Origin of the sequence: Chryseobacterium indoltheticum (assembly GCF_003815915.1) — a bacterium.
Taxonomy (GTDB): domain Bacteria; phylum Bacteroidota; class Bacteroidia; order Flavobacteriales; family Weeksellaceae; genus Chryseobacterium; species Chryseobacterium indoltheticum.
Window position 1 is genome coordinate 209,906 of record NZ_CP033929.1, and the last position, 20,657, is coordinate 230,562.

Annotated in this window: 21 protein-coding genes; 13 read left to right on the top strand and 8 right to left on the bottom strand. The window is 34.6% G+C overall.

What is annotated here, in order from left to right:
- From EG358_RS01005 to EG358_RS01065, 13 genes are all read left to right on the top strand, one after another.
- Positions 1–1,068 carry a type I restriction endonuclease gene (locus EG358_RS01005; protein WP_076561463.1) on the top strand — a complete coding sequence of 356 codons (1,068 nt, stop codon included), beginning with the start codon at positions 1–3 and terminating at the stop codon, positions 1,066–1,068.
- Between the two features lie 2 nt (positions 1,069–1,070).
- The gene (locus EG358_RS19780) at positions 1,071–1,679 is read left to right on the top strand and encodes a TM2 domain-containing protein (protein ID WP_228421391.1); all 609 of its coding nucleotides are present in this window, start codon (positions 1,071–1,073) and stop codon (positions 1,677–1,679) included.
- A gap of 9 nt (positions 1,680–1,688) precedes the next feature.
- Positions 1,689–1,970, top strand: a complete 282-nt coding sequence (locus EG358_RS01015; RefSeq protein ID WP_076561462.1) for a hypothetical protein — start codon at positions 1,689–1,691, stop codon at positions 1,968–1,970.
- Between the two features lie 146 nt (positions 1,971–2,116).
- On the top strand, positions 2,117–2,824 hold the full coding sequence (locus EG358_RS01020; protein WP_076561461.1) for a response regulator transcription factor: 708 nt from the start codon (positions 2,117–2,119) through the stop codon (positions 2,822–2,824).
- A 3-nt stretch (positions 2,825–2,827) separates the two neighbouring features.
- Complete coding sequence (locus EG358_RS01025; RefSeq protein WP_076561460.1) at positions 2,828–4,237, top strand: sensor histidine kinase; 1,410 nt, start codon at positions 2,828–2,830, stop codon at positions 4,235–4,237.
- 145 nt (positions 4,238–4,382) lie between these two features.
- Positions 4,383–4,880, top strand: a complete 498-nt coding sequence (locus tag EG358_RS01030) for a hypothetical protein (RefSeq protein ID WP_076561459.1) — start codon at positions 4,383–4,385, stop codon at positions 4,878–4,880.
- 36 nt (positions 4,881–4,916) lie between these two features.
- Complete coding sequence (locus EG358_RS01035; RefSeq protein WP_076561458.1) at positions 4,917–5,771, top strand: YoaK family protein; 855 nt, start codon at positions 4,917–4,919, stop codon at positions 5,769–5,771.
- 185 nt (positions 5,772–5,956) lie between these two features.
- On the top strand, positions 5,957–7,735 hold the full coding sequence (mutL, locus tag EG358_RS01040) for a DNA mismatch repair endonuclease MutL (RefSeq protein WP_076561457.1): 1,779 nt from the start codon (positions 5,957–5,959) through the stop codon (positions 7,733–7,735).
- Between the two features lie 4 nt (positions 7,736–7,739).
- Positions 7,740–8,462: a rhomboid family intramembrane serine protease gene (locus EG358_RS01045; protein ID WP_076561456.1), complete on the top strand. Its 723-nt coding sequence runs from the start codon at positions 7,740–7,742 to the stop codon at positions 8,460–8,462.
- 6 nt (positions 8,463–8,468) lie between these two features.
- Positions 8,469–9,461 carry an endonuclease/exonuclease/phosphatase family protein gene (locus tag EG358_RS01050; RefSeq protein ID WP_083677059.1) on the top strand — a complete coding sequence of 331 codons (993 nt, stop codon included), beginning with the start codon at positions 8,469–8,471 and terminating at the stop codon, positions 9,459–9,461.
- A 69-nt stretch (positions 9,462–9,530) separates the two neighbouring features.
- Entirely contained in the window at positions 9,531–10,517 is a 987-nt protein-coding gene (locus EG358_RS01055) for an endonuclease/exonuclease/phosphatase family protein (RefSeq protein ID WP_076561454.1), read from the top strand.
- A 4-nt stretch (positions 10,518–10,521) separates the two neighbouring features.
- Positions 10,522–10,854 (top strand): hypothetical protein, encoded by a 333-nt coding sequence (locus EG358_RS01060; RefSeq protein ID WP_076561453.1) that lies wholly within the window; start codon positions 10,522–10,524, stop codon positions 10,852–10,854.
- Between the two features lie 92 nt (positions 10,855–10,946).
- Positions 10,947–11,282: a hypothetical protein gene (locus EG358_RS01065; protein ID WP_076561452.1), complete on the top strand. Its 336-nt coding sequence runs from the start codon at positions 10,947–10,949 to the stop codon at positions 11,280–11,282.
- Between the two features lie 31 nt (positions 11,283–11,313).
- Here EG358_RS01065 and EG358_RS01070 read toward each other — a convergent pair whose 3' ends face one another.
- From EG358_RS01070 to EG358_RS01105, 8 genes are all read right to left on the bottom strand, one after another.
- A complete protein-coding gene (locus EG358_RS01070; protein ID WP_076561521.1) occupies positions 11,314–12,831 on the bottom strand; it encodes a GH3 auxin-responsive promoter family protein in 1,518 nt (505 codons plus the stop codon).
- 104 nt (positions 12,832–12,935) lie between these two features.
- Entirely contained in the window at positions 12,936–13,346 is a 411-nt protein-coding gene (locus EG358_RS01075; RefSeq protein ID WP_076561451.1) for a BrxA/BrxB family bacilliredoxin, read from the bottom strand.
- A 483-nt stretch (positions 13,347–13,829) separates the two neighbouring features.
- Complete coding sequence (locus EG358_RS01080; RefSeq protein WP_047443424.1) at positions 13,830–14,276, bottom strand: GatB/YqeY domain-containing protein; 447 nt, start codon at positions 14,274–14,276, stop codon at positions 13,830–13,832.
- 116 nt (positions 14,277–14,392) lie between these two features.
- Positions 14,393–16,300, bottom strand: a complete 1,908-nt coding sequence (gene ftsZ / locus EG358_RS01085; RefSeq protein ID WP_076561450.1) for a cell division protein FtsZ — start codon at positions 16,298–16,300, stop codon at positions 14,393–14,395.
- A gap of 82 nt (positions 16,301–16,382) precedes the next feature.
- Positions 16,383–17,768, bottom strand: coding sequence for a cell division protein FtsA (gene ftsA / locus EG358_RS01090; RefSeq protein ID WP_076561449.1), 1,386 nt, complete (start codon positions 17,766–17,768; stop codon positions 16,383–16,385).
- A gap of 90 nt (positions 17,769–17,858) precedes the next feature.
- Positions 17,859–18,791 carry a cell division protein FtsQ/DivIB gene (locus EG358_RS01095; RefSeq protein WP_076561448.1) on the bottom strand — a complete coding sequence of 311 codons (933 nt, stop codon included), beginning with the start codon at positions 18,789–18,791 and terminating at the stop codon, positions 17,859–17,861.
- Positions 18,792–18,858: 67 nt separating this feature from the next.
- Positions 18,859–20,232 (bottom strand): UDP-N-acetylmuramate--L-alanine ligase, encoded by a 1,374-nt coding sequence (gene murC, locus EG358_RS01100; RefSeq protein WP_076561447.1) that lies wholly within the window; start codon positions 20,230–20,232, stop codon positions 18,859–18,861.
- A gap of 125 nt (positions 20,233–20,357) precedes the next feature.
- On the bottom strand, positions 20,358–20,651 hold the full coding sequence (locus EG358_RS01105; protein WP_076561446.1) for a GIY-YIG nuclease family protein: 294 nt from the start codon (positions 20,649–20,651) through the stop codon (positions 20,358–20,360).
- Between the last annotated feature and the right edge of the window lie 6 nt (positions 20,652–20,657).

The window sequence follows — 20,657 nt, forward strand, 5'->3', positions numbered from 1 at the left end:
ATGGATCTTAAAATTAAACTTGAGCAATTACATCAAAAAGTAGTTGGGTTAAAAGAGCAGATCACTACAGAAGAAGCTACCAAAAATGCTTTTGTAATGCCTTTTATACAAATTTTGGGTTATGATATTTTCAATCCTACAGAAGTCGTTCCGGAGCATGTTTGCGATATTGGAACCAAGAAAGGTGAAAAAGTAGATTACGTCATCAAAAATAATGACGAGCCCATTTTCATTATCGAATGCAAACATTGGAAAGAAAGCGCCGATGCGCACAATTCTCAACTTCACAGATATTATCATGTTTCAAAAACAAGATTCGGAGTCTTAACCAACGGAATTGTCTACAACTTCTACACAGATCTTGAGAAACCAAATATCATGGATGAAAAGCCTTTTTTTACCATCAATATTGAAGATATAAAAGAAAGTTCGATTAAAATTCTGGAAAGCTTCACCAAGAAAGATTACAATCTTGAAAGTATTCTTGATTCTGCAGAAGCCTTAAAATACATCAAAGCTATCAGAAAAGAGTTTGAAAAAGAAATTGAAAACCCTTCAGATGAATTGGTCAAATTATTAGTCAACCGTTTTTTTGAAAAACCATTAACGGCAAACCGAATGATTTCGTTTAAAGAATATGCCAAAAAGGCGTTAACAACTTCCATTAATGAATCAATCAGTTTCAGATTAAAATCTGCTTTAAGCATTAATGAGCAAATCGAAAAGCAGGAAGATGATGTAAAAACATCACAGCCGATTGACGAAAATAACGATTCTAAAATTGTAACTACAGAAGAAGAACTGGAAGGATTTCAGATTGTGAAAGCTATTTTGAGAGAAAAAATTCCATCTGCCAGAATTGCACACAGAGATACTTTATCCTATTTCGGAATTCTGCTGGATGATAATAATAGAAAACCACTTTGCAGATTGCATTTTAATACTGCAAATAAATATCTGGAAACATTTCACAACGGAAAAGATGCCGGAGAAAAGATTTTACTTAATAATCTGGACGAAATATATAATTACAAGACAGAGCTTCTGAAAACATTAGAAAATTATTAATTATGGCTGTTTTTGCAATTCCTAATCCAAAGAAAAATCTTAGTGTTGATTTTCCAATCGAAAAAGTAAGACAAGGTGTAAAAAACTTATCCTTAATTAATCAAAAATATAGATTTTCAAACTCTAATGAAATCTTCAACCAATACACTTATGAGTCTTATGAATTCTTAAGTCTCGGAGTTTATATTGACATTAATTTAAATTCGGTAACTGAAAATAAAACAGAAATAACTGTTGAAATTAGAAGAAAGTTAGGCACATTTAATGAATCGCATGAAGTTACTCATGCCAATAATCACATTATAAATATTGTAAATTATATTGCGCAGTTGGTTTCGATGTCCTCAGACGATATTATCAAATTAAAATCTTCTCAAACTCAAAACGTAAAAGTAAAAACTCAAGGATTAAAAGATAAAAACATAGCTACTATACTGGCGTTATTTTTAGGTGGTTTAGGAATACATCGTTTTTATTTAGGCCAACCTCTTATCGGTATTCTATATTTAATATTTTGCTGGACTTTTATCCCGCTTTGCCTTTCAATTATTGATTTCTTTGCTTTCATTTTTATGTCACAAAATAGATTTAACTCAAAGTATAACATATAAATAACTACCATGAAAAAACTACTATTTACAAGCCTTTTAGGTTTAGGCTTATTATTACCAGCCAACTTTTTAGCAAAAGAAAATTCGACTGCCAAAACAGAATTCTCAAACACAAAACCAAAAAAGAAAAGCAAAAAAACTAAAAAGAAAAGAACGACAACCGCGTCTAAAAGCCAGGACTGTATGTATAACGGACGAACCTTGTACGTCGGAAAAAGAGGCGGTTGCTATTATTACACCGGAAACAGCAAACAATATGTTGACAGATCATATTGCTCAGGTTGTAATTAATGATTTATTTTCATATAAACTAAAAACACATTTCCATATATAACCAAAGGCGAATTCTATATTCGTCTTTTTTGTTGATTGAAATGAAAAACCAGAACCTTCAGTTTATAATCTTTTTCCTATTTTTGTGAAGTTCACTACTTTTTATGAAAAAAATTGTTCTGATTGAAGATGAAACCAGCGTAGTCTCTTTTATTAAAAAAGGACTTCAGGAAAAAGGATATGAAATTTCTGTAGCATTCGACGGCCGCACCGGTGTAAGCTTGGTGCAGGAAAACGATTTCGATTTGGTTATTCTCGATATTATGCTGCCCGAAATGAACGGATTGGATGTCTGCAAAGAAATCAGAAAAACCAATAAAAACGTTCCTATTCTTTTTTTAACGGCATTGGGAACTTCCGAGAATATTGTTTTAGGTCTGGAAAATGGCGGTGACGATTATCTTGTAAAACCTTTTAAATTTATCGAATTAGTTGCCCGTGTAAAATCTCTGCTTCGAAGAAGTAACCCAATAAACACTCCAGACGAAACAGAAAACGAAATTGATAACAAGCATGTTTTTCAGATTTCAGATTTAATTGTCAATGATTACACCAAAAAAGTCACTCGCGCAGGTGAAGAAGTTTCTTTAACCTCCACAGAATACAAACTCCTCATGTATTTCCTCAATAATCCCGAAAAAGTGATCTCCAGAGCTGAAATTTTAGATGCCGTTTGGGGAGTCAATTACGAATTAGGAACGAATGTGGTGGATGTTTACGTAAATTATTTGCGAAAGAAAATCGATAACCAGGAAGATAAAAAGCTTATCCATACGGTAATAGGAATGGGATATGTTTTAAAAAAACCTTAGAAAATGTTCAATAGAGTCATTACCAATCAAACCAAAACAATGGTGCTTTTGATGGTTGTTTTTACAACCGTTATTCTGATTTTTGGCGGATCGGTGTACTTTTCTATTGTTAATTTTTCGCATCAGAGGTTCTATGAATTGCTAAAAATCCGTACCACCACCATTGTGCAGATCGAAAAAAGCAAAGAACGTCTCGATCTTCCAGAAAATTATATTCTCAACAGCAGGAATGACGAAGAACTTCCGATGGAAAGAGACTATGTTTTTGCAATTCCTACAGATTCTAATTTCAAAAAAATTTCGCACGAAGTGCATATTCCGGATACTTTTTTTAAAAATATTATCAGATCCGGAGAAGCCAATTACAACGATTCTGAATTTTATTATATCGGACAGACGTTTAAATATCAAAACAAAGATTATATCGCAATCGCTTCAGCAAAAAACCATTACGTCGTTCATTATCTAGGATTTTTGAAAAGAACATTAATTACATGTATGATTCTTTCGATATTTTTCAGCATGATTTTCTCTTTTTATTTGTCTAAAACTTTATTTAAACCGATTTTAAAGATCACCGGAAAAGTAAAAGAAATCAGTTCCGAAAACCTGCATTTAAGACTTGAACCTCAACCGGATAACAAAGAATTAAATGAATTGGTTGAAACGTTCAACACCATGCTGACAAGAATCGAAACTTCTTTTGAAACTCAGAATCACTTGATTGGAAATGTATCGCACGAGCTCAGAACACCGCTAACTTCGATTATGGGCGAAGCCGATGTAGCACTTTCTATCAACCGAACTGCCGAAGAATATAAAGAGACGCTTGAAATTATTTTAGATGAAGCCGAAAAGCTTGATAAAAAAATAAAAGCACTTTTACTGATTGCACAAACCGGATTTGACGGTAGAATTCAGAAAATCGATAAAGTACGAATCGACCAGCTTTTATGGGATGTTATTGAAACTTTAAGAAGAATAGATTCCCGAAATAATATTTATCTTGACATCAGCATGCTTCCCGATAATCCTAAAAAACTGAAAGTTCAGGGTAATGAGCAGCTTCTTCATTTGGCGGTTGCCAATATTATTAATAACGGCTGTAAATATTCTAATCACCAGCAGGTAAAAGTATCATTGGGCGCAACAGACACAGATCTTTATATTATCATTAAAGACAACGGAATCGGTATTCCAGAATCTGAAATGAATAAAATTTACGATCCTTTTTTCCGGGCTTCCAATACGCGAAATTATGAAGGTTACGGCATCGGTCTTCCTCTTGCCAGAAATATTGTGAGAATGCACAACGGTGAACTCTTGGTAAGTTCTCACGAAAATCAGGGAACGACCGTACAAATGCGTTTTCCTACTATTTACGGTACTCAGAAAGAAGAAAACCCATCTTAGCTTCAAAAAGAAGCATTTTTAAAATGAAATTCTAATCTCATTTTAATCTCTTTAATTACATTTTAATTTCTTTCCAAAGAGCTTTTAATTTGGCAGGTATAGTTTTGTATCATCAAAAAGATGTTACACAACTAAATCTAAAGATATGATCAAAACCATTTTAATAGCAACGGATTATTCTCTTGAGTCTCTGAATATTTTAAAAAGAGTTTTAAAAGAGAAAAACGCAGAAGAAAATGATACGCAATACAAAATTTTATTGGTATCAGGTTACGACATGGGAGATTCTATCAGAGATCTTCTTTTCACTACAAAATCTACCATTTTCAGCAAAATAAGAACGCAGGAATTTTGCGATGCCTACGGAATTATTGTTAACAAATATCCGCATTTGGTTCACAAAATTGTTTGTGATGTCTTTTCAGGAAGCTTCCAGAGAGCATTTAACAATTACGTAAAAGCTGAAGGAATTACAGAAGCGTACTACTCGCCTTCTCTTAAAAATAAAAATACCAAAGGAAAATTTGATCTAAATCCTTACATCAAAAAATGTAAAGAATTGACTTCTTATGAAATGGTATTCGGAACTCCGGAATTTATGCCTGAAAAAGGCAGACTTGCAGAAGTTTTTGTAGAAGTGTAATGCTTTAAATGTAAACTATTTTAAAATTTAAGTAAAATGTTAAGAAATTATAGTAACAGCAGGACGTTGGGAGACAACATAAAACTGGGGACGCTGACTGCTTTTACGGCAGGAACTATAAATATAGCATCTCTATTGATATTTCTCTCATTTACGTCAAACGTAACGGGACATTATGCTGTATTTGCAGCAGAAATAAGCAAAGGAAACTGGAATCAGGTTGCCGTTGTAGGTGCCTGGATCTTCTTATTCTTCTTCGGTAGTTTTACCGCCAACTTTTTTGTCATCAATTTCAACAAAAAAAGTAAATATTTTGCCCATGCAATGCCGATTGTTCTGGAAATATTATGTCTTTTGACAGTCGGAATCTACGGTCAGTTTTTCTACCAAAAAACATTGGAAGAAGCCGAATATCTGGTCGCGTTAATGCTTTTTGCAACCGGTTTACAAAATGGTTTAACGGCAAGTATTTCAAACTTTTTGGTAAAAACTACGCATCTTACCGGAACAACAACCGACTTGGGAATTTTGATGTCTATGTTTACGCACAAAAAATATAGAAAAAATCCTGAGTTGATTGCAAGAGCCAAGCTTTTATCTAGTGTAATGTTGGCGTATGTTACAGGAGCCGTATTTTCAGGTTTGACATATTATTATCTGGAATTCAGTGTATTTTATGTGATCAGTGCCTGTTTGCTGGTCGTTATCGGATATGATCTTTATAAAATTCATCTGAGACACTTTTACACAAACTACAGATATTCGAAAATCTATAATAAACCCAATCTGATGGCTTATTTATATGACAGAATACATGGAAATGGCGAAGTTGTGGTAAAACAGCAAAGACCTGAAAAATCAAAACTGGTCTTAGAAGAAAAAATGATGTAAAAATTCATTAAAAATAGCAGCACAAATTGTATATACTTAGTTTGGAGTCCTTGCCTGGTTTTTCAGGCATGGACTTTTTTTTAACGAAATTGTGTAAAAGTTAGGGATAACTTAATCTTAATTCATCGGTTTATTATTTAAAATCTTATTTGCTTTGCCTATTTTTGTAAGTTCATTACTCATTTATGTCAGATATTATTCAGCTTTTACCCGATCATGTAGCCAACCAAATCGCAGCCGGTGAGGTGGTGCAGCGTCCTGCATCTATTGTAAAAGAACTTTTGGAGAACTCTATTGATGCCGGGGCTTCAAAAATAGAGCTGATTATAAGAGACGCCGGAAAAAACCTTATTCAGGTTGTTGACGACGGAAAAGGAATGTCTGAAACCGATGCAAGAATGTCTTTTGAGAGGCATGCCACATCAAAAATCCGAGGAACTGAAGATATATTTAAAATTGCAACCAAAGGTTTCCGTGGTGAAGCTTTGGCTTCTATTGCCGCCGTTTCTCAGGTTGAACTGAAAACCAAGCTTAAAGATGCTGCTTTAGGAACCAATATATACATTGAAGGCGGAGTTTTCCAGTTTCAGGAACCGGTGCAGACTTCGGAAGGTTCTAATTTTTTAGTTAAAAACCTTTTCTATAATGTTCCTGCAAGAAGAAAATTTCTTAAAAATAATAATATAGAATTTCGTCATGTCATTGACGAATTTCAGCGTGTTGCATTGGCTCATGAAGGATTAGAGTTTTCTCTTTTTCATGATGACGATCCGGTTTTTAAGCTGAGAAAAGGAACACAGATGCAGCGAATTGTCGATATTTTTGGCAGAAAACTTCATCCGCAATTGATTCCCATCAAAGAAGATATCATTTGGTGTAAGCTTCACGGTTTTGTAGCAAAGCCTGAAGGAGCCAAGAAAACGCGTGGCGAACAATTCCTTTTTGTGAACGGAAGATTTTTTAAAAGTCCGTATTTCAACAAGGCTGTTCAGGAAGCCTTCGACGGATTGCTAATGCCCGGATATATCCCTACATTTTTTCTTTTCCTGGAATTAGATCCTGAAAAAATTGATGTCAATATTCATCCGCAAAAAACGGAAGTAAAATTTGAAGACGAGCATCTTATTTTTGCGCTGCTTCGTTCGACTATAAAGCGTTCTTTAGGAATTTACAATATTGCGCCAAGTCTAGATTTCGAAAGAGATCCGCAGATTGATGCAATTATGCAAAAAAGCTTTCCGAGCAAAAGCAATAATACCGGAAATCTAAAAATGCCTGAAATCATCGTAGACCGAGATTACAACCCTTTTCTGGAAGAAAGAACAACATCAAAAACTGAAATTCATAATCTTGCGGAAATGTATCATCAGAATATTTCTGCTGAGCCTTCAAAAATCAACTTGTTTGAAGATGAAGATTTTGATGAAGATTTGATGAGACTTCCCAACGGATATTGGCTTTTCAATAAAGGAGACCGCACTTTGATGCTCGATTTGGGTAGAATGCACCGTCTTGTGGTGACCGAAATCAATAACAAATCAAAGAAAACCACAAATAGCCAGTCTCTTTTGTTTTCGCTCGAATATCATATGAATGAGATTGAAAAGAGCAAATACAAATCAATCAAAAAATATCTTCCCGAGCTAGGGTTTGAAATGAGCATTGCTCATGAAAGTGTTTTAAGAATTGATGCTGTTCCGGAAGGTTTGAAAGAATCTCAGGTAATGAAGTTTCTGGAGAATCTTTTTGATGTTTTGGAGTATAAAACCGAGGAAGAGTTTATGCAGTTTTACCAGAACCAATGGAATAAAATGCAGTCGAAATCCCGTTTCGATTTTATTTATAAAATAGATGCCGAACAGCTCATCAAAGACTTTACAGCTTTGGGTTTCCCTGAATTTTTACCTAACGGAAAAAGATGTTTTTATGAAGTTCCGTTTAATGATTTTAAAAATAAATTTTAAGTAGATGTTTAATAATATACCGCCAATTACCCGAAATATCATTATATTAAATATTGTAGTTTATATTGCAGCATTGGTAATACCACAGCTTGATTTTTATTTGGCTGCGTATTTTCCTTTATCACCACAATTTAAATCATGGCAAATTATTACACATATGTTCATGCATGGAAGTCCTATGCATATTCTTTTCAATATGTTTACTCTGTTCAGTTTTGGTCCTATTTTAGAGCAAAGTCTGGGAGCCAAAAAATATTTAATTCTTTATTTTTTAAGTGGATTAGGAGCATTTTTTCTTTTTAACTTATGGAATTTTGTAGAATATCAAGATGCCTACTCTCAATTAAGTAATTTAGGGTTTGACATACAAGGATATGTTGCTGATCCAGAAAGCTTTGTGAATGCTCAAGTTTCATTAAAGGTTCAAGAATTGATTAATGATCAGATAAACCCAATTATATTTGGCCGAATGGTAGGTGCATCTGGCGCAATCTTCGGTGTTATTGCTGCATTTGCAACTTTGTATCCTGAAGCAAAAATCGGAATTATGTTTATTCCGGTTCCCGTGAAAGTAAAATATTTACTACCCATAATTATAGTTGGTTCTGTTGTTTTAGGCGTTACAGGAAATGTTGGCGGAATTGCTCACTTAGCTCACGTTGGTGGCGCAATTGTTGGTTTCATTTTAGCTATGATCTGGAAAAAACACTTATACAGATTCAAATAATATATTGTGAAAATTTTCCGATTAATACTTCTCATACTTCATTTAGGGCTATTATTTCTGTTAACAGGAGTTTTACTGAATGCTTATATTCCACCGAAAATTTTCCCGTGGTTTAATTTACTGTCTTTAGGTTTTCCTATTTTGATTGCCGGATATGTGTTACTCACATTCTTCTGGATTTTGAGTTGGAAAAAAAGAGCATTCGTCTTTATGTTTTTAGGATTATTTTTTCTGAACCCTGTAAAAAGATGGATTAATTACTCTTCTGAAAGCAATGAAACAGCGAACTTAAAAATTGTTACTTTTAATATAAAAGGAGGTACTTTTGGTAAGGAGGAAATACAGGAATATATTAATGCTCAAAAAGCTGATTTAGTTTTCATCCAGGAATATGGAGCCGGTGATTTAGAGCTTGAAAATCTCACAGGAAAGAACACTATTCCGATTAATTCTTTATACACAAATTATAAAATTGTTTCCCGCAAAAATCTTTTTGAAAATCTTTTTAATGGAGACATTACCGCGCAGTGCGAGCAAATAGACCTTGAAATTAAAGGTAAAACCTATCGTGTCATCAACGTTCATTTAGAATCTTTCGGCGTTGTAAAAAGTATGGTAAAACTTAACGGAAATAGCGGTGAAGACGAAACTAAAGTAAAAAACGTAATTAAAAGATTAATTCCTACTTTTAAATCACATCAGGAACAAGTACAAATCATCAGAGAAAGTATCGACAGTTCTCCGTATCCCGTAATTGTGGCAGGAGATTTTAATTCCGTTCCCAACTCTTACGAATATTACAAAACTTCAGAGGGCTTAAAAGATGCTTTTTACGAAGTAGGAAGAGGCAGCGGAACAAGCTTTCATGACTATAAATATCCGTTAAGAATAGACTATATTTTCACTTCAGAATCAATAAAACCCGTAAGCTATCAGGTTGACAGTAGCGTGCATCTTTCTGATCATTTTCCGGTGATTGCCACTTTTAAAATTGATTAAAAACAATCTCAGCCTTCATAAAACACTGATTGGCAGAATTTTTGTTGCTCAAGAAATATTTTGAGTTTCATGAAGCGGTTTCCTTTTTTTCTTATTATCCATTTAGGAGTTTTAGCACTGTTAATAAGCACATTTGCAAATGCATGGATAAGCCCCAACTACTTCAGTAAACTCAATCTTCTTTCGCTGAGCTTTCCTTATTTAATTTTTGCCCATCTCTTATTTACGCTTATCTGGATTATTAAGAAGAAGAAAATTGCTGTCGTCTTTATTCTTTCAACATTTATTTTCTATAACCCTGTAAGACGATGGGTTAATTTTTCACCTCAAAACAGCAATATTGAGACCGCCAAGACAGATATAAAAGTCTTGACATACAATGTAAAATATGGAAGTCTGGGTTGGGATAATGTAAAAAAATATATTGAAGATCAAAATGCCGATATTATTCTGGTTCAGGAAAAAGACACTAATAAAGCGCTTAGGAGCGATCTGGTAAAATATCCTTCGGTCATACTAAAAACAAAACATAAAATTTTAAGACAGGGAGATTTAATTAATGATGCTTCCAAAGGCAATTCTTTCTATGCAGATATCGATATTAATGGTAAAATCGTAAGAGTTGTAAATGTTTATCTGGAACCTTTCAGACTCAATAAAAACATGATCGGAATAGAAGATGACAATTCTGGCAAAAAAGAAAATAATAAAATGGAAGCGTTATTTTCAAGACTGATTCCTACCTTCCGAACGCATGAAGATCAGGTGAGAAAAATAAGAAAAGTAGTTGATCATTCACCTTACCCGGTGATTCTTGCAGGAGATTTTAATTCGGTTCCCAATTCCTGGGAATACTACAATCTGGGTAAAAACCTGGATGATGCTTTTGTAGAAGCCGGAAACGGAAGCTCTACAAGCTTTCACGATTATAAATTCCCACTCAGAATAGATTATATTTTTGCATCAAGCAGCCTTGTTCCCAAAAGCTATAAGGTAGATTATTCGGTAAAATTATCAGATCACTATCCTGTAATTGCTGAATTTCTACTAAATTAGTCGCATGAAAAATGTAATTTTTGCTACTGTAATTTCATCTTTATTATCGGTTGCCTGTTCTCAACGTGAACCTGTTGTCAGCAACGATCAGGTATTAAAAATTAAATACGATACCACAGCAATAGATTCTTTTTCTCCGGGCGCAACATCAGTAGATATTGCCAGACAAATAAGAATGTCTTCACAGAAATATCAGGATTCTTTAAAAGAGGCCTTAAAATTGCAACAGGAAGAAAAAAGAATTACCGAAGCGCTTGAAAAAGAAAATAAAAAGAAAGCTGAGACCGAGAAAAAATTAAAAGCTTCTGAAAAGACAACAGAACCTAAACAGGAATAATTAAAATTAATTTATACTTAAAACAGATTTTTATTGCAAACAAATTTTCTTCTTTTGCAATTCAAACAATTCATTACAAAAAAATATACACAATGAAAAAACACATTTTATCAGCAGTTGTAGTTTCTACACTATTTGTTGCATGTACAAAGTCAACAACCACTGAAAAAACAGAAAATCCTGACGGATCTGTAACGACAACTACGACAACGGAAATAGGTACCGGATTGATCGATTCTTCGAAAGTAGATAAAGCTAAAAACGATATTCAAAACACCGTAGATAATGCGAGTGATAAGATCGACAATACAGCCCAAAAAGCAAAAGAAGACATCAACAAAGCAGGTAAAGACATTAAAGATGCAGCTGCAAAAGGTGCTCAGAAAGTAGAAGACGGTGCCAAAAAAATTAAGGAAGATCTTAAATAAAATAAAAACCGCAGAAAATTCTGCGGTTTTTTTATACTCTATTAAGCTCCAGTAAAGGATCTATGTATTCTCTGTCATTACTAAGCCTCGGCACTTTGTTCTGCCCGCCCAGTTTACCTTTAGATTCAAGCCAGCAGTAAAAAAGGTTGGGTCTTGCAATATGCACGACAGGTTTTTTCAGCGTAATATTATTATATCTTTTAGCCTCGTAATCCGAATTGATGCATTTCAGGTGCTTATCAAAAATATCCGTAAACAAATCGAGATTTTCGGGATGTTCACTAAATTCAAAAATCCATTCGTGGGCACCGCTTTCATTTTCTTTCATGAAAATCGGAGCTCCGGTAAAGTCTTTTACGGAAGCATTCGTTTCCTGGCAAGCTTTCGTTAAAGCCGATTCTACATTCGTAATCATCAGTTCTTCACCAAAAGCATTGATATAATGTTTTGTACGACCCGTAATTTTTATTCTGAATGGGCTCGTCGATGTGAAAACCACTGTATCCCCAATTAAATATCTCCAAAGTCCGCCATTGGTTGTAATCACCATTGCATAGTTTTTTCCTACCTCGACTCCTTCCAGACTCACCACTTTCGGGTTGGAATGGTGAAACTGATCCATGGGAATAAATTCATAGAAAATTCCGTAGTCGAGCATCAGAAGCATTTCATCACTATTCGATCTGTCCTGAATTCCGAAAAAGCCTTCAGAAGCATTATAGATTTCATAGTAATTGATATCTTTCCCGATAATCGGTTTGTATTGCTCTTTATAAGGTTTAAAACTGATTCCGCCATGAAAGAATACTTCCAGGTTTGGCCAAAGTTCAGAAACATTTTTCACATCTGTTTCCTTTAAAACTCTTTGCAAAAGCACCATCATCCAGCTAGGAACCCCTAAAATACTTCCTACATCTTCGTTTTTTACTTCAGAAACAATGGCGTTAAGCTTACTTTCCCACTCTCCCATCAACGAAACTTTTTTGCTCGGTGTTGTGGTAATTTCAACCCAAAAAGGAAGATTATCAATCAAAATAGCAGAGAGATCGCCAAACTTCGTGTTAAAATCAGCATATAACTCAGAGCTTCCGCCAAGACGTAAATTTTTATTGGTAAAAAGTTGATTTTCAGGATGATTATTGGCATAGATCGAAACCATGTCTTTTCCTGCTTTTAAGTGGCAGTATTCCAGACTTTCTGCTGAAATAGGAATAAATTTACTTTTGGCATTAGTAGTTCCCGAAGATTTTGCAAAATGCTTAATGTAACCGGGCCAGCTCACGTCTTTATGGCCTTGCCTTGCCCGTTCCACGTACGGCTCAAATTCCTCATACGTAACAATCGGGACTTTATTTTTAAAATCCTGATAACTTGAGATAGAATTAAACCCATACTTCTTGCCATATTCCGTGTCTTCTGCATGGAATAATTGAGAAAACAGAATTCCCTTCTGTGTATCGATAGGATGATCCATAAAATGCTGGATCTGATCTATCCTTTGACGGATAAACCAATTGACCACCGTATTGAAAAGTGCTTTCGTTGCCATTCTGACAAATATAATAATATTTGAATTTTCAGCGAATGATTTAAACAAAAAAACCATCACAAATTTGCAATGGTTTCCATATTATTTTTTTAATTCTTAAAGGATTAGCAATACTCGTCGTACGCTGCCTGTAAGTTTGCAGCAATTGCTCCTGCAGGATTACCTTCAATATGGTGTCTTTCAAGCATATGAACCAATTCTCCGTCTTTGAAAAGTGCTACACATGGTGAGCTTGGAGGAAATGGTGCCAAATGTTTTCTAGCTGCTTCTACTGCTTCTTTATCGAAACCTGCAAAAACGGTAGTCAAATGGTCTGGTTTTTTTTCTCCAGTCAAAGAGTAAACCACTCCCGGTCTTGCGGCTCCAGCTGCACAACCACATACCGAATTGATTACTAAAAGAGTAGTTCCTGATTGCTTTAAAGCATCTTCTACCTGAGCAGGAGTTGCCAAATCTTCGAAACCTTTATCTGTAAGCTCAGCCTTCATAGGCATTACTAAATCTGTTGGATACATTTCTTATTTTTTTTTAAGTGTCTACAAATTTACACAATTCTGTATGTATTTACAATTTATAAAAACTATCAAAGCTTTTAATAAACAAAATGAATTTTGAACAACATATAAGAATAACATAATAATTTTAATTAATATTTAAATAAAAATCATCTATATTAAATTTTATTTGCTAAATTTGAAATGATTCTAAAAACGATTTCCATGAAAAAAACTTTATTAAATCAATCTTTCAAGACATCAGAGTAATCTGGTAACAATGTAATTCCCTCACCTTTCTCTCTGTTTTATCCTCGGTTTTTAGAATTCATTAAAAAACATTGATAAAGGATTTACAATAAATGAAGCCCGAAACATAAAGTTTCGGGCTTCGTTAATCAAATCGATATGCAAAGGTTGAATATCCGTTTTAAATAGTTGATGAGTTTTAGTTGTCAGTTGATAGTATATTAAAAGTACCAACCAATAACGGTCAACAATCAACTACGAAAGTAATTTCTTAGCCATCTCGGAAATACTTTTTCCGTCAGATTTTCCGGCCAAGTTTTTTGAAGCTAATCCCATTACTTTTCCTAAATCTTTAATCGATTCAGCGCCAGTTTCTGAAATAATCTGCTTGATCTCTGCTTCTAATTCTTCAGAGGACAATTGTGCAGGTAAAAACTTCTCAATGACTTTCATCTGAGCTTCTTCTACTTCTGCCAAATCGTTTCTTCCCTGAGCGGTAAACTGCTCATAAGAATCTTTACGCTGTTTGATCATTCTCTGCAAAATTGCAATTTCCTGCTCAGATGAAACTTCAGCTCCTAAAGCCTCGGTTTTCAGCAATAATATCTGAGATTTTACAGCACGAAGAGAATCTAAAGCTACTCTGTCTTTAGCTCTCATTGCTGTTTTTATTGCTTCGCTTATGGTTAGTTCTAAACTCATTTTATTAAATTTAACAATGTATCAATGTAACAGTTTACCAATTGAGATGCTTCAATAAGCTCAGCATGACCGTTCGAGATTGTTACATTGGTACATTTCTACATTGTTACATTATTTTAGTCTACGTCTTTATTTAAAAATCTGTTTTCTCTGATCTGCATGTTTCCGTTGTTATCAGACAAATAGGTATTGATATTTTGGTCTGATGCATTGGTGCCGTCAATTGAAATATTCTTTCTCTTGAAAGCAGGTACAGATTCAAATTCATTTACGTGATCGAAATTTTGGTAACGAGAATTGAATTCTTTCAACTTGTTTCTTCTCTCTACTACTCTTTCCTGATCAGCAGGCTTATTCACAAAAGTGAATTCAGATTCTGTATGTCTTGTTGTTTCTATTTCTACTCTTTTTTCAACAACAGGTTTTTCTTCAGCTTTAGGCTGTTCTGGAGTTTGATAAAATGTTTCAACTCTTTGAATTTTCTCTTCAACTTTCTCAATCACAGCTGAAGTTTCAACTTCATTTTTTGGTTGACCAAAATCATATTTAGGCTCAACAAGAGGTTCGTTCACGGTGAAGTTAAACTCAACCTTTTTTTCGTCTGAATAATTATTGTTAAAAGCACTCTCTTTTGGTTCTTCTTTTTTATTATCAAAATCGAAAGAGAAAGACTGAATTTCTAAATCATTCGGATCGTCATCGAAAGAAAACAAATTGACATCATCGTCATTGCTCGATTCTTCGTTTCTCCAGCTCTGAATCGGGCTTTCTAATGTATCTTCCTCTCTATCAGAGAATTTTATTTCGGTTTTTACATCTTCATCCTCAATAATCATTTTTTTTTCAGAAGACGACATTTTAAACTTCGGAAGATCCTGATCTTCATCATCTAATCTAAAAAGATTTTTACCTCCAAAGTCGTATCCCTGTTCAGGAGCTACTTCTCTCTCGTCCCTTGTTTTGAAAGGAGAAGCTTTTGGAGTATCTAAAGCGTCATTCAAACCAATTCTGATTTTCTCAGTAGGTCCTGAAAACTTTTGGTTATCATTAGAAAAACCAGTAGCAATCACCAATACGCTTACAGCATCGCCCAATTCTTCGTCAGCTCCAACACCGAAAATGATATCAGCCGTGTGACCAGCTTCTTTCTGGATATAATCCATGATGATCCCGATCTCGTCCATTGTAGCTTCTTCTACACCGCTTCTGATCAACAATAACACATTTCTTGCACCTGTAATTTTGTTGTCGTTCAATAATGGAGAATCTAATGCTTTTCTTACTGCTTCTTCCGCTTTGTTTTCACCTGAAGCCATTCCTGTAGACATCAATGCCGTACCGGAATTTTGAAGCACAGATTTAGCATCTCTAAAGTCAATGTTTACATCAAAGTAACCTGTAATAACCTCTGCCATACCTTTTGCAGCATTGGTTAACACTTCATCGGCTTTAGAAAAACCTTGTTTGAAACCAAGATTTCCAAATTGCTGTCTTAGTTTATCATTGTTGATCACAATTAATGAATCAACATTATTTCTTAATTTATCAAGTCCTAATTCTGCCTGATCAAGTCTTCTTTTCCCCTCAAAGCTGAAAGGAACGGTAACGATACCTACCGTAAGAATTCCCATATCTTTGGCAACTTTAGCAATAACAGGAGCCGCACCCGTTCCGGTACCACCACCCATTCCTGCAGTGATGAAAACCATTTTGGTGTTTTGTCCCATTGCCGCTTTGATGTCTTCGATACTTTCAATAGCCGCTTTCTCCCCTACTTCAGGATCTGCACCTGCTCCAAGACCTTCAGTAATGGTAACTCCCAACTGAACTTTGTTTGAAACCGGATTGTTATCTAAAGTTTGCGCATCGGTATTACAGATCACGAAATCTACCCCGTGAATACCTTTTTCGTACATGTGCTTTAGAGCGTTGTTTCCACCGCCACCAACACCGATAACTTTGATGATCGAAGAATTTCCTTTTGGCAGATCAAATGAAAATCCTTGTGTGCCTATATTTTCCATATTTAATTTTTTCTAAATTGATAATCGACTATGATAGTTGATGAGAAAGATCATTCATCGCTTATCATTCATCATTTATATTTTATTCTACTTCTTCAAAGAATTTTTTCACTTTTTCCATCAGCGACTGTCCGAATGTTGGTTTCGAAGGTCTTGATGTTTGTACAGGAGTTTTAAATTCTTCTTCTATTTGAGGAGTTGTTTGAGTTTGAGATTCAGCATTAGCATTCGTTTGTGCTTCTTTTTGCTCCACTTTTGTGTCAGCCTCAATTTCAATTTCCTCTTCTACAGCAACCGTTTTTTTATCTCTGATTTTTAGACTTTCCATCAGTAAACCAATAGAAGTTGCAAATTCGGGACCTTTCAGATACTGGTTTTTATCGTTGGCAATATATTCATTGGCAAAACCAATTCTGCTATCAAAACCTGTCGTGTAGTTTGCCAGCTGACGAAGATGTTTCAAGTTTGAACCACCACCCGTCAAAACAATTCCTGCAATCAGTTTTTTCTTTTGTTCAAAAGCTCCGTAAGCTTTTAACTCTGTATTGACCATTTCTAAAATCTCTTCAACTCTCGCATTGATAATTTGTGCTAAAGTTTTCAGAGAAATCTCTTTATCCGGTCTTCCGTGAAGTCCCGGGATCGTTACAAATGTGCTGTCTTTTTCCAACTCTGGAACTGCAGAACCGAACTTAACCTTTAATTGCTCGGCGTGCTTTTCTATAATTGAACAGCCTTCTTTGATGTCTTCCGTAATAATTCCGCCTCCATAAGGGATGACGCAAGTATGACGAATGATATTATCTTTAAAAATAGCAATATCTGTAGTACCACCACCGATGTCTACGATTGCTACTCCTGCTTCTTTTTCTTCTTTAGTTAAAACAGCTTCAGAAGATGCTAAAGGCTCCAATGTAAGCGCTTCCATCTCCAAACCTGCTTCTCTTACGCATCTTGCGATGTTTCTGATGCTTCCCATTTGTCCTACAACAACATGGAAATTGGCTTCCAGACGTTTTCCGTGCATTCCGACAGGTTCCTGAATTTCTCCTTCAGAATCAACCTTATATTCCTGTGGAAGAACATGGATAATTTCTTCACCCGGTAACATGACCAGTTTTTTCACCTGATCTTTTAATGCTTCGATGTCATCATCTGTGATGAATCTATCCGGATTCTCACGCATAATGTAATCTGAATGCTGCAATGAGCGAATGTGCTTTCCTGCAATACCTACAGTTACCTTATGAATAGGAACTCCTGCGCTCGACTGTGCTTCTGCCACAGCTGCTTTTATAGAGTTAATGGTTTGTGAAATATTATTCACAATCCCTTTATGAACTCCAAGACTTTTGGCCTTCCCAACACCGAGAATTTCTATTTTCCCGTGTGCATTCCTCCTTCCGACAATGGCGACAATCTTGGTTGTCCCGATGTCAAGACCTACTGAATACTCTTGATTTTCCATTGTGTATATCGATTTGATTTAATTACTTATTTATTATTTGATAGGATTTTATCCCCTCCTTTATTAAGTCGTCCCTTTTGGACTCTTTGTTTATTCTATTTTAACCTTTGCTTTAGTCTTCGGTTTTGTGACCGTTTTCTTTTCCGGAGTTATCTTTTTCTCTTTTGGTTTGACGACCGCTTTTGGCTTTGTATTTTCTTTTGGCTTTAAAGAAGTTGAAGTCGCTTTTTTTACTACTGCAACCGGAGTTTTTGCTAAATCTTTATGACTGGCTTTTAAAATACTGTCATTTTCTTTAAAATAAGGATTCAGCGTTGTAACAATTTGATTCTGATATTTTACAGAAATCATTTTGTATTTCTGAGGATCCTGAAACACTAAGTATTTTTCAACAAAAGTTTTAAAACCTTTTACCTTTAATTCAATATTGTCTAAATCTCCTATCTCAACTTTATAGTTTCCTTCGCTGGTGAGAAGATTGTAACTGTCCTTATATTTTGAAATCCCAATGAAATATTTTTTGCTGAAATCATCTTTATCAATCTTATCTACCAGATCTGCCAGCTTTTCATATTCATCTTTTTTTACATCTCCTGTCACCAGCATGCACGGATGAGAATAGGTTCTTGAAATCGGAAATTCTGTTCCTTTTTCGTCTACATAAAAATCTTTTCCTTTATAATTAAGCCTGAAAACAGGAACTCTTTGTTTAATATCCAGATTCAGTTTTCCATTTAGATTTAAATAAACATTAGCGCTGTCAACCGCCGGAAGCGCATTTATTTTTCTTTCCAGTTCAGGAATATTCAAATCACCGACTTTCCGTGACGGGTTTTCTTTATTGACGATCTCACGAATATCTTTTTCATCAATGAAATAAACCGGAGTTTTCTCATTCATTTTTACAGAAATTTTATTGTCCGTAATCTTCTGACTCCCAAATTTCTTCAACGAGAAACTCAGCAGGAACCCAAGAATGATTACTGTAATGGCAATTTTTAAAATTCTGTATTTATTTTTCATACTTTTTTGTATTCATGTATTAATGTAAAATGTATTCATGAATTAATACGTTAATACATTATTACTTTTACATTTTATTCATCCAGTCACAAATCGGGTCATACAGTGTATCTATGTTTCCTGCGCCGACTGTAAGCAAAATGTCAAATTCCTTTTCTTTTATTTTGTTGAAAGCATCAGATAAGTTTGACACTTCTTTTTTATCTAAACTTACTTTCTCTGATAACCAATCTGAAGTAATTCCTTCAAAATTTTCCTGAAGTTCTCTTGCCGGATAAATGTCGAGCAAGATCAATTCATCAGAATTATTTAAACTTTCAGCAAATCCATCCACAAAATCCCTCGTGCGGCTGAATAAGTGCGGCTGAAAAACAACCAAAAGTTTTTTTTCCGGATAAAATGTTCTTATTGAACCTACAACAGCATTGATTTCCGTCGGATGATGTGCGTAATCGTCAATATAAATTTTACCACTCGGATAAATATGTTTTGTATATCTTCTCTTAATTCCTTTAAAATTGGCAATTGCTTTCTTTAAGATTTCAAAATCAACTCCCAGATTGTGAAGAATAGCCAGCGCAACCGTTGCATTTTCAACATTATGAATTCCCGGAACATCCCACACAAACTCTTCGACAAGCTCAGAGTGACAATCATTTGCTGGCGTATGAAAATCGAAGTAGATTTTATCATGATCCATACGAAGATTATCCGAATAATAATCTGCTTCTTCGTTTACAGCATAGGTTTTATGCGATCTCCCGATTTCAATACCTTTTCTTACAAAAAGCTGTTTGTCTTCAGGAACTAAAGCTGCAAATTGTCTAAAGCCTTCTTCAATCGTATTTTTATCTCCATAAATATCCAAATGATCGGCATCTGTAGAAGTAATCACTGCCCAATCCGGAGAAAGGTTGAGGAAACTTCTGTCGTATTCATCGGCTTCAACCACAGAATATTGCGAACCGTTATATAGAAAATTTGATTTAAAATTCTCAGAAATTCCACCTAAGAAACATGAGAAAGGTAAATCTGCTTCTTTGCACAAATGCGAAACCAAAGTAGAAGTTGTGGTCTTTCCATGTGTTCCCGCAACAGCGATGCAATCTGTGTTTTCTGTAATTAAACCTAAAACTTTTGCACGCTTTAAAACTTCAAACTGATTTTCATTAAAATAATCTAAAATCTCAAGCTTTTTGATTGCCGGAGTGTAGATTATCAATGTATTTTCTTTCTGAAGCGAAGTAATTTTTTCATCAATCACATCTTCAAAAACAATATCAATTCCTTCGTTCATTAACGCTGTCGTCAATTTGGTGTTGGTTTTATCATAGCCCAAAACATTCTTGCCCGAAGCATGGAAATAGCGCGCCAAAGCACTCATTCCGATTCCTCCGATTCCAACGAAGTAAAAATTTTGATATGTTTCTAAATTGTTCATTTTTATATTTAATCTTTAATGGCTCTTCGACAAGCTCAGAGTGACATTGCTAATACTATTATTAAAAGACGCATTAATAATGAAAATCATTTTACCTGTGTCAGGCTGAGCTTGTCGAAGCCCTTTCACTTTTTCATTCGATTTTTTGACAATTCAGAAAGTAAATCCCAATTATCATTTATTATTGCTTCTTTCTTTTTTCTGCTCCAGCCTTTGACTTGTTTCTCAAAATCTATGGCTTGATTAATATCATTAAACTCATAATAAAAAACCAATTCTACAGGTCTTCTTTTATAGGTGTAACTTTCAGGTTTAAAACCATCATTATGTTCATTTATTCTTCGTTCCAAATCATTGGTAACTCCCGTGTAATAAGAGTTATCAGAACATTTCACAATATAAACATAATAGATTTTCATTCATTT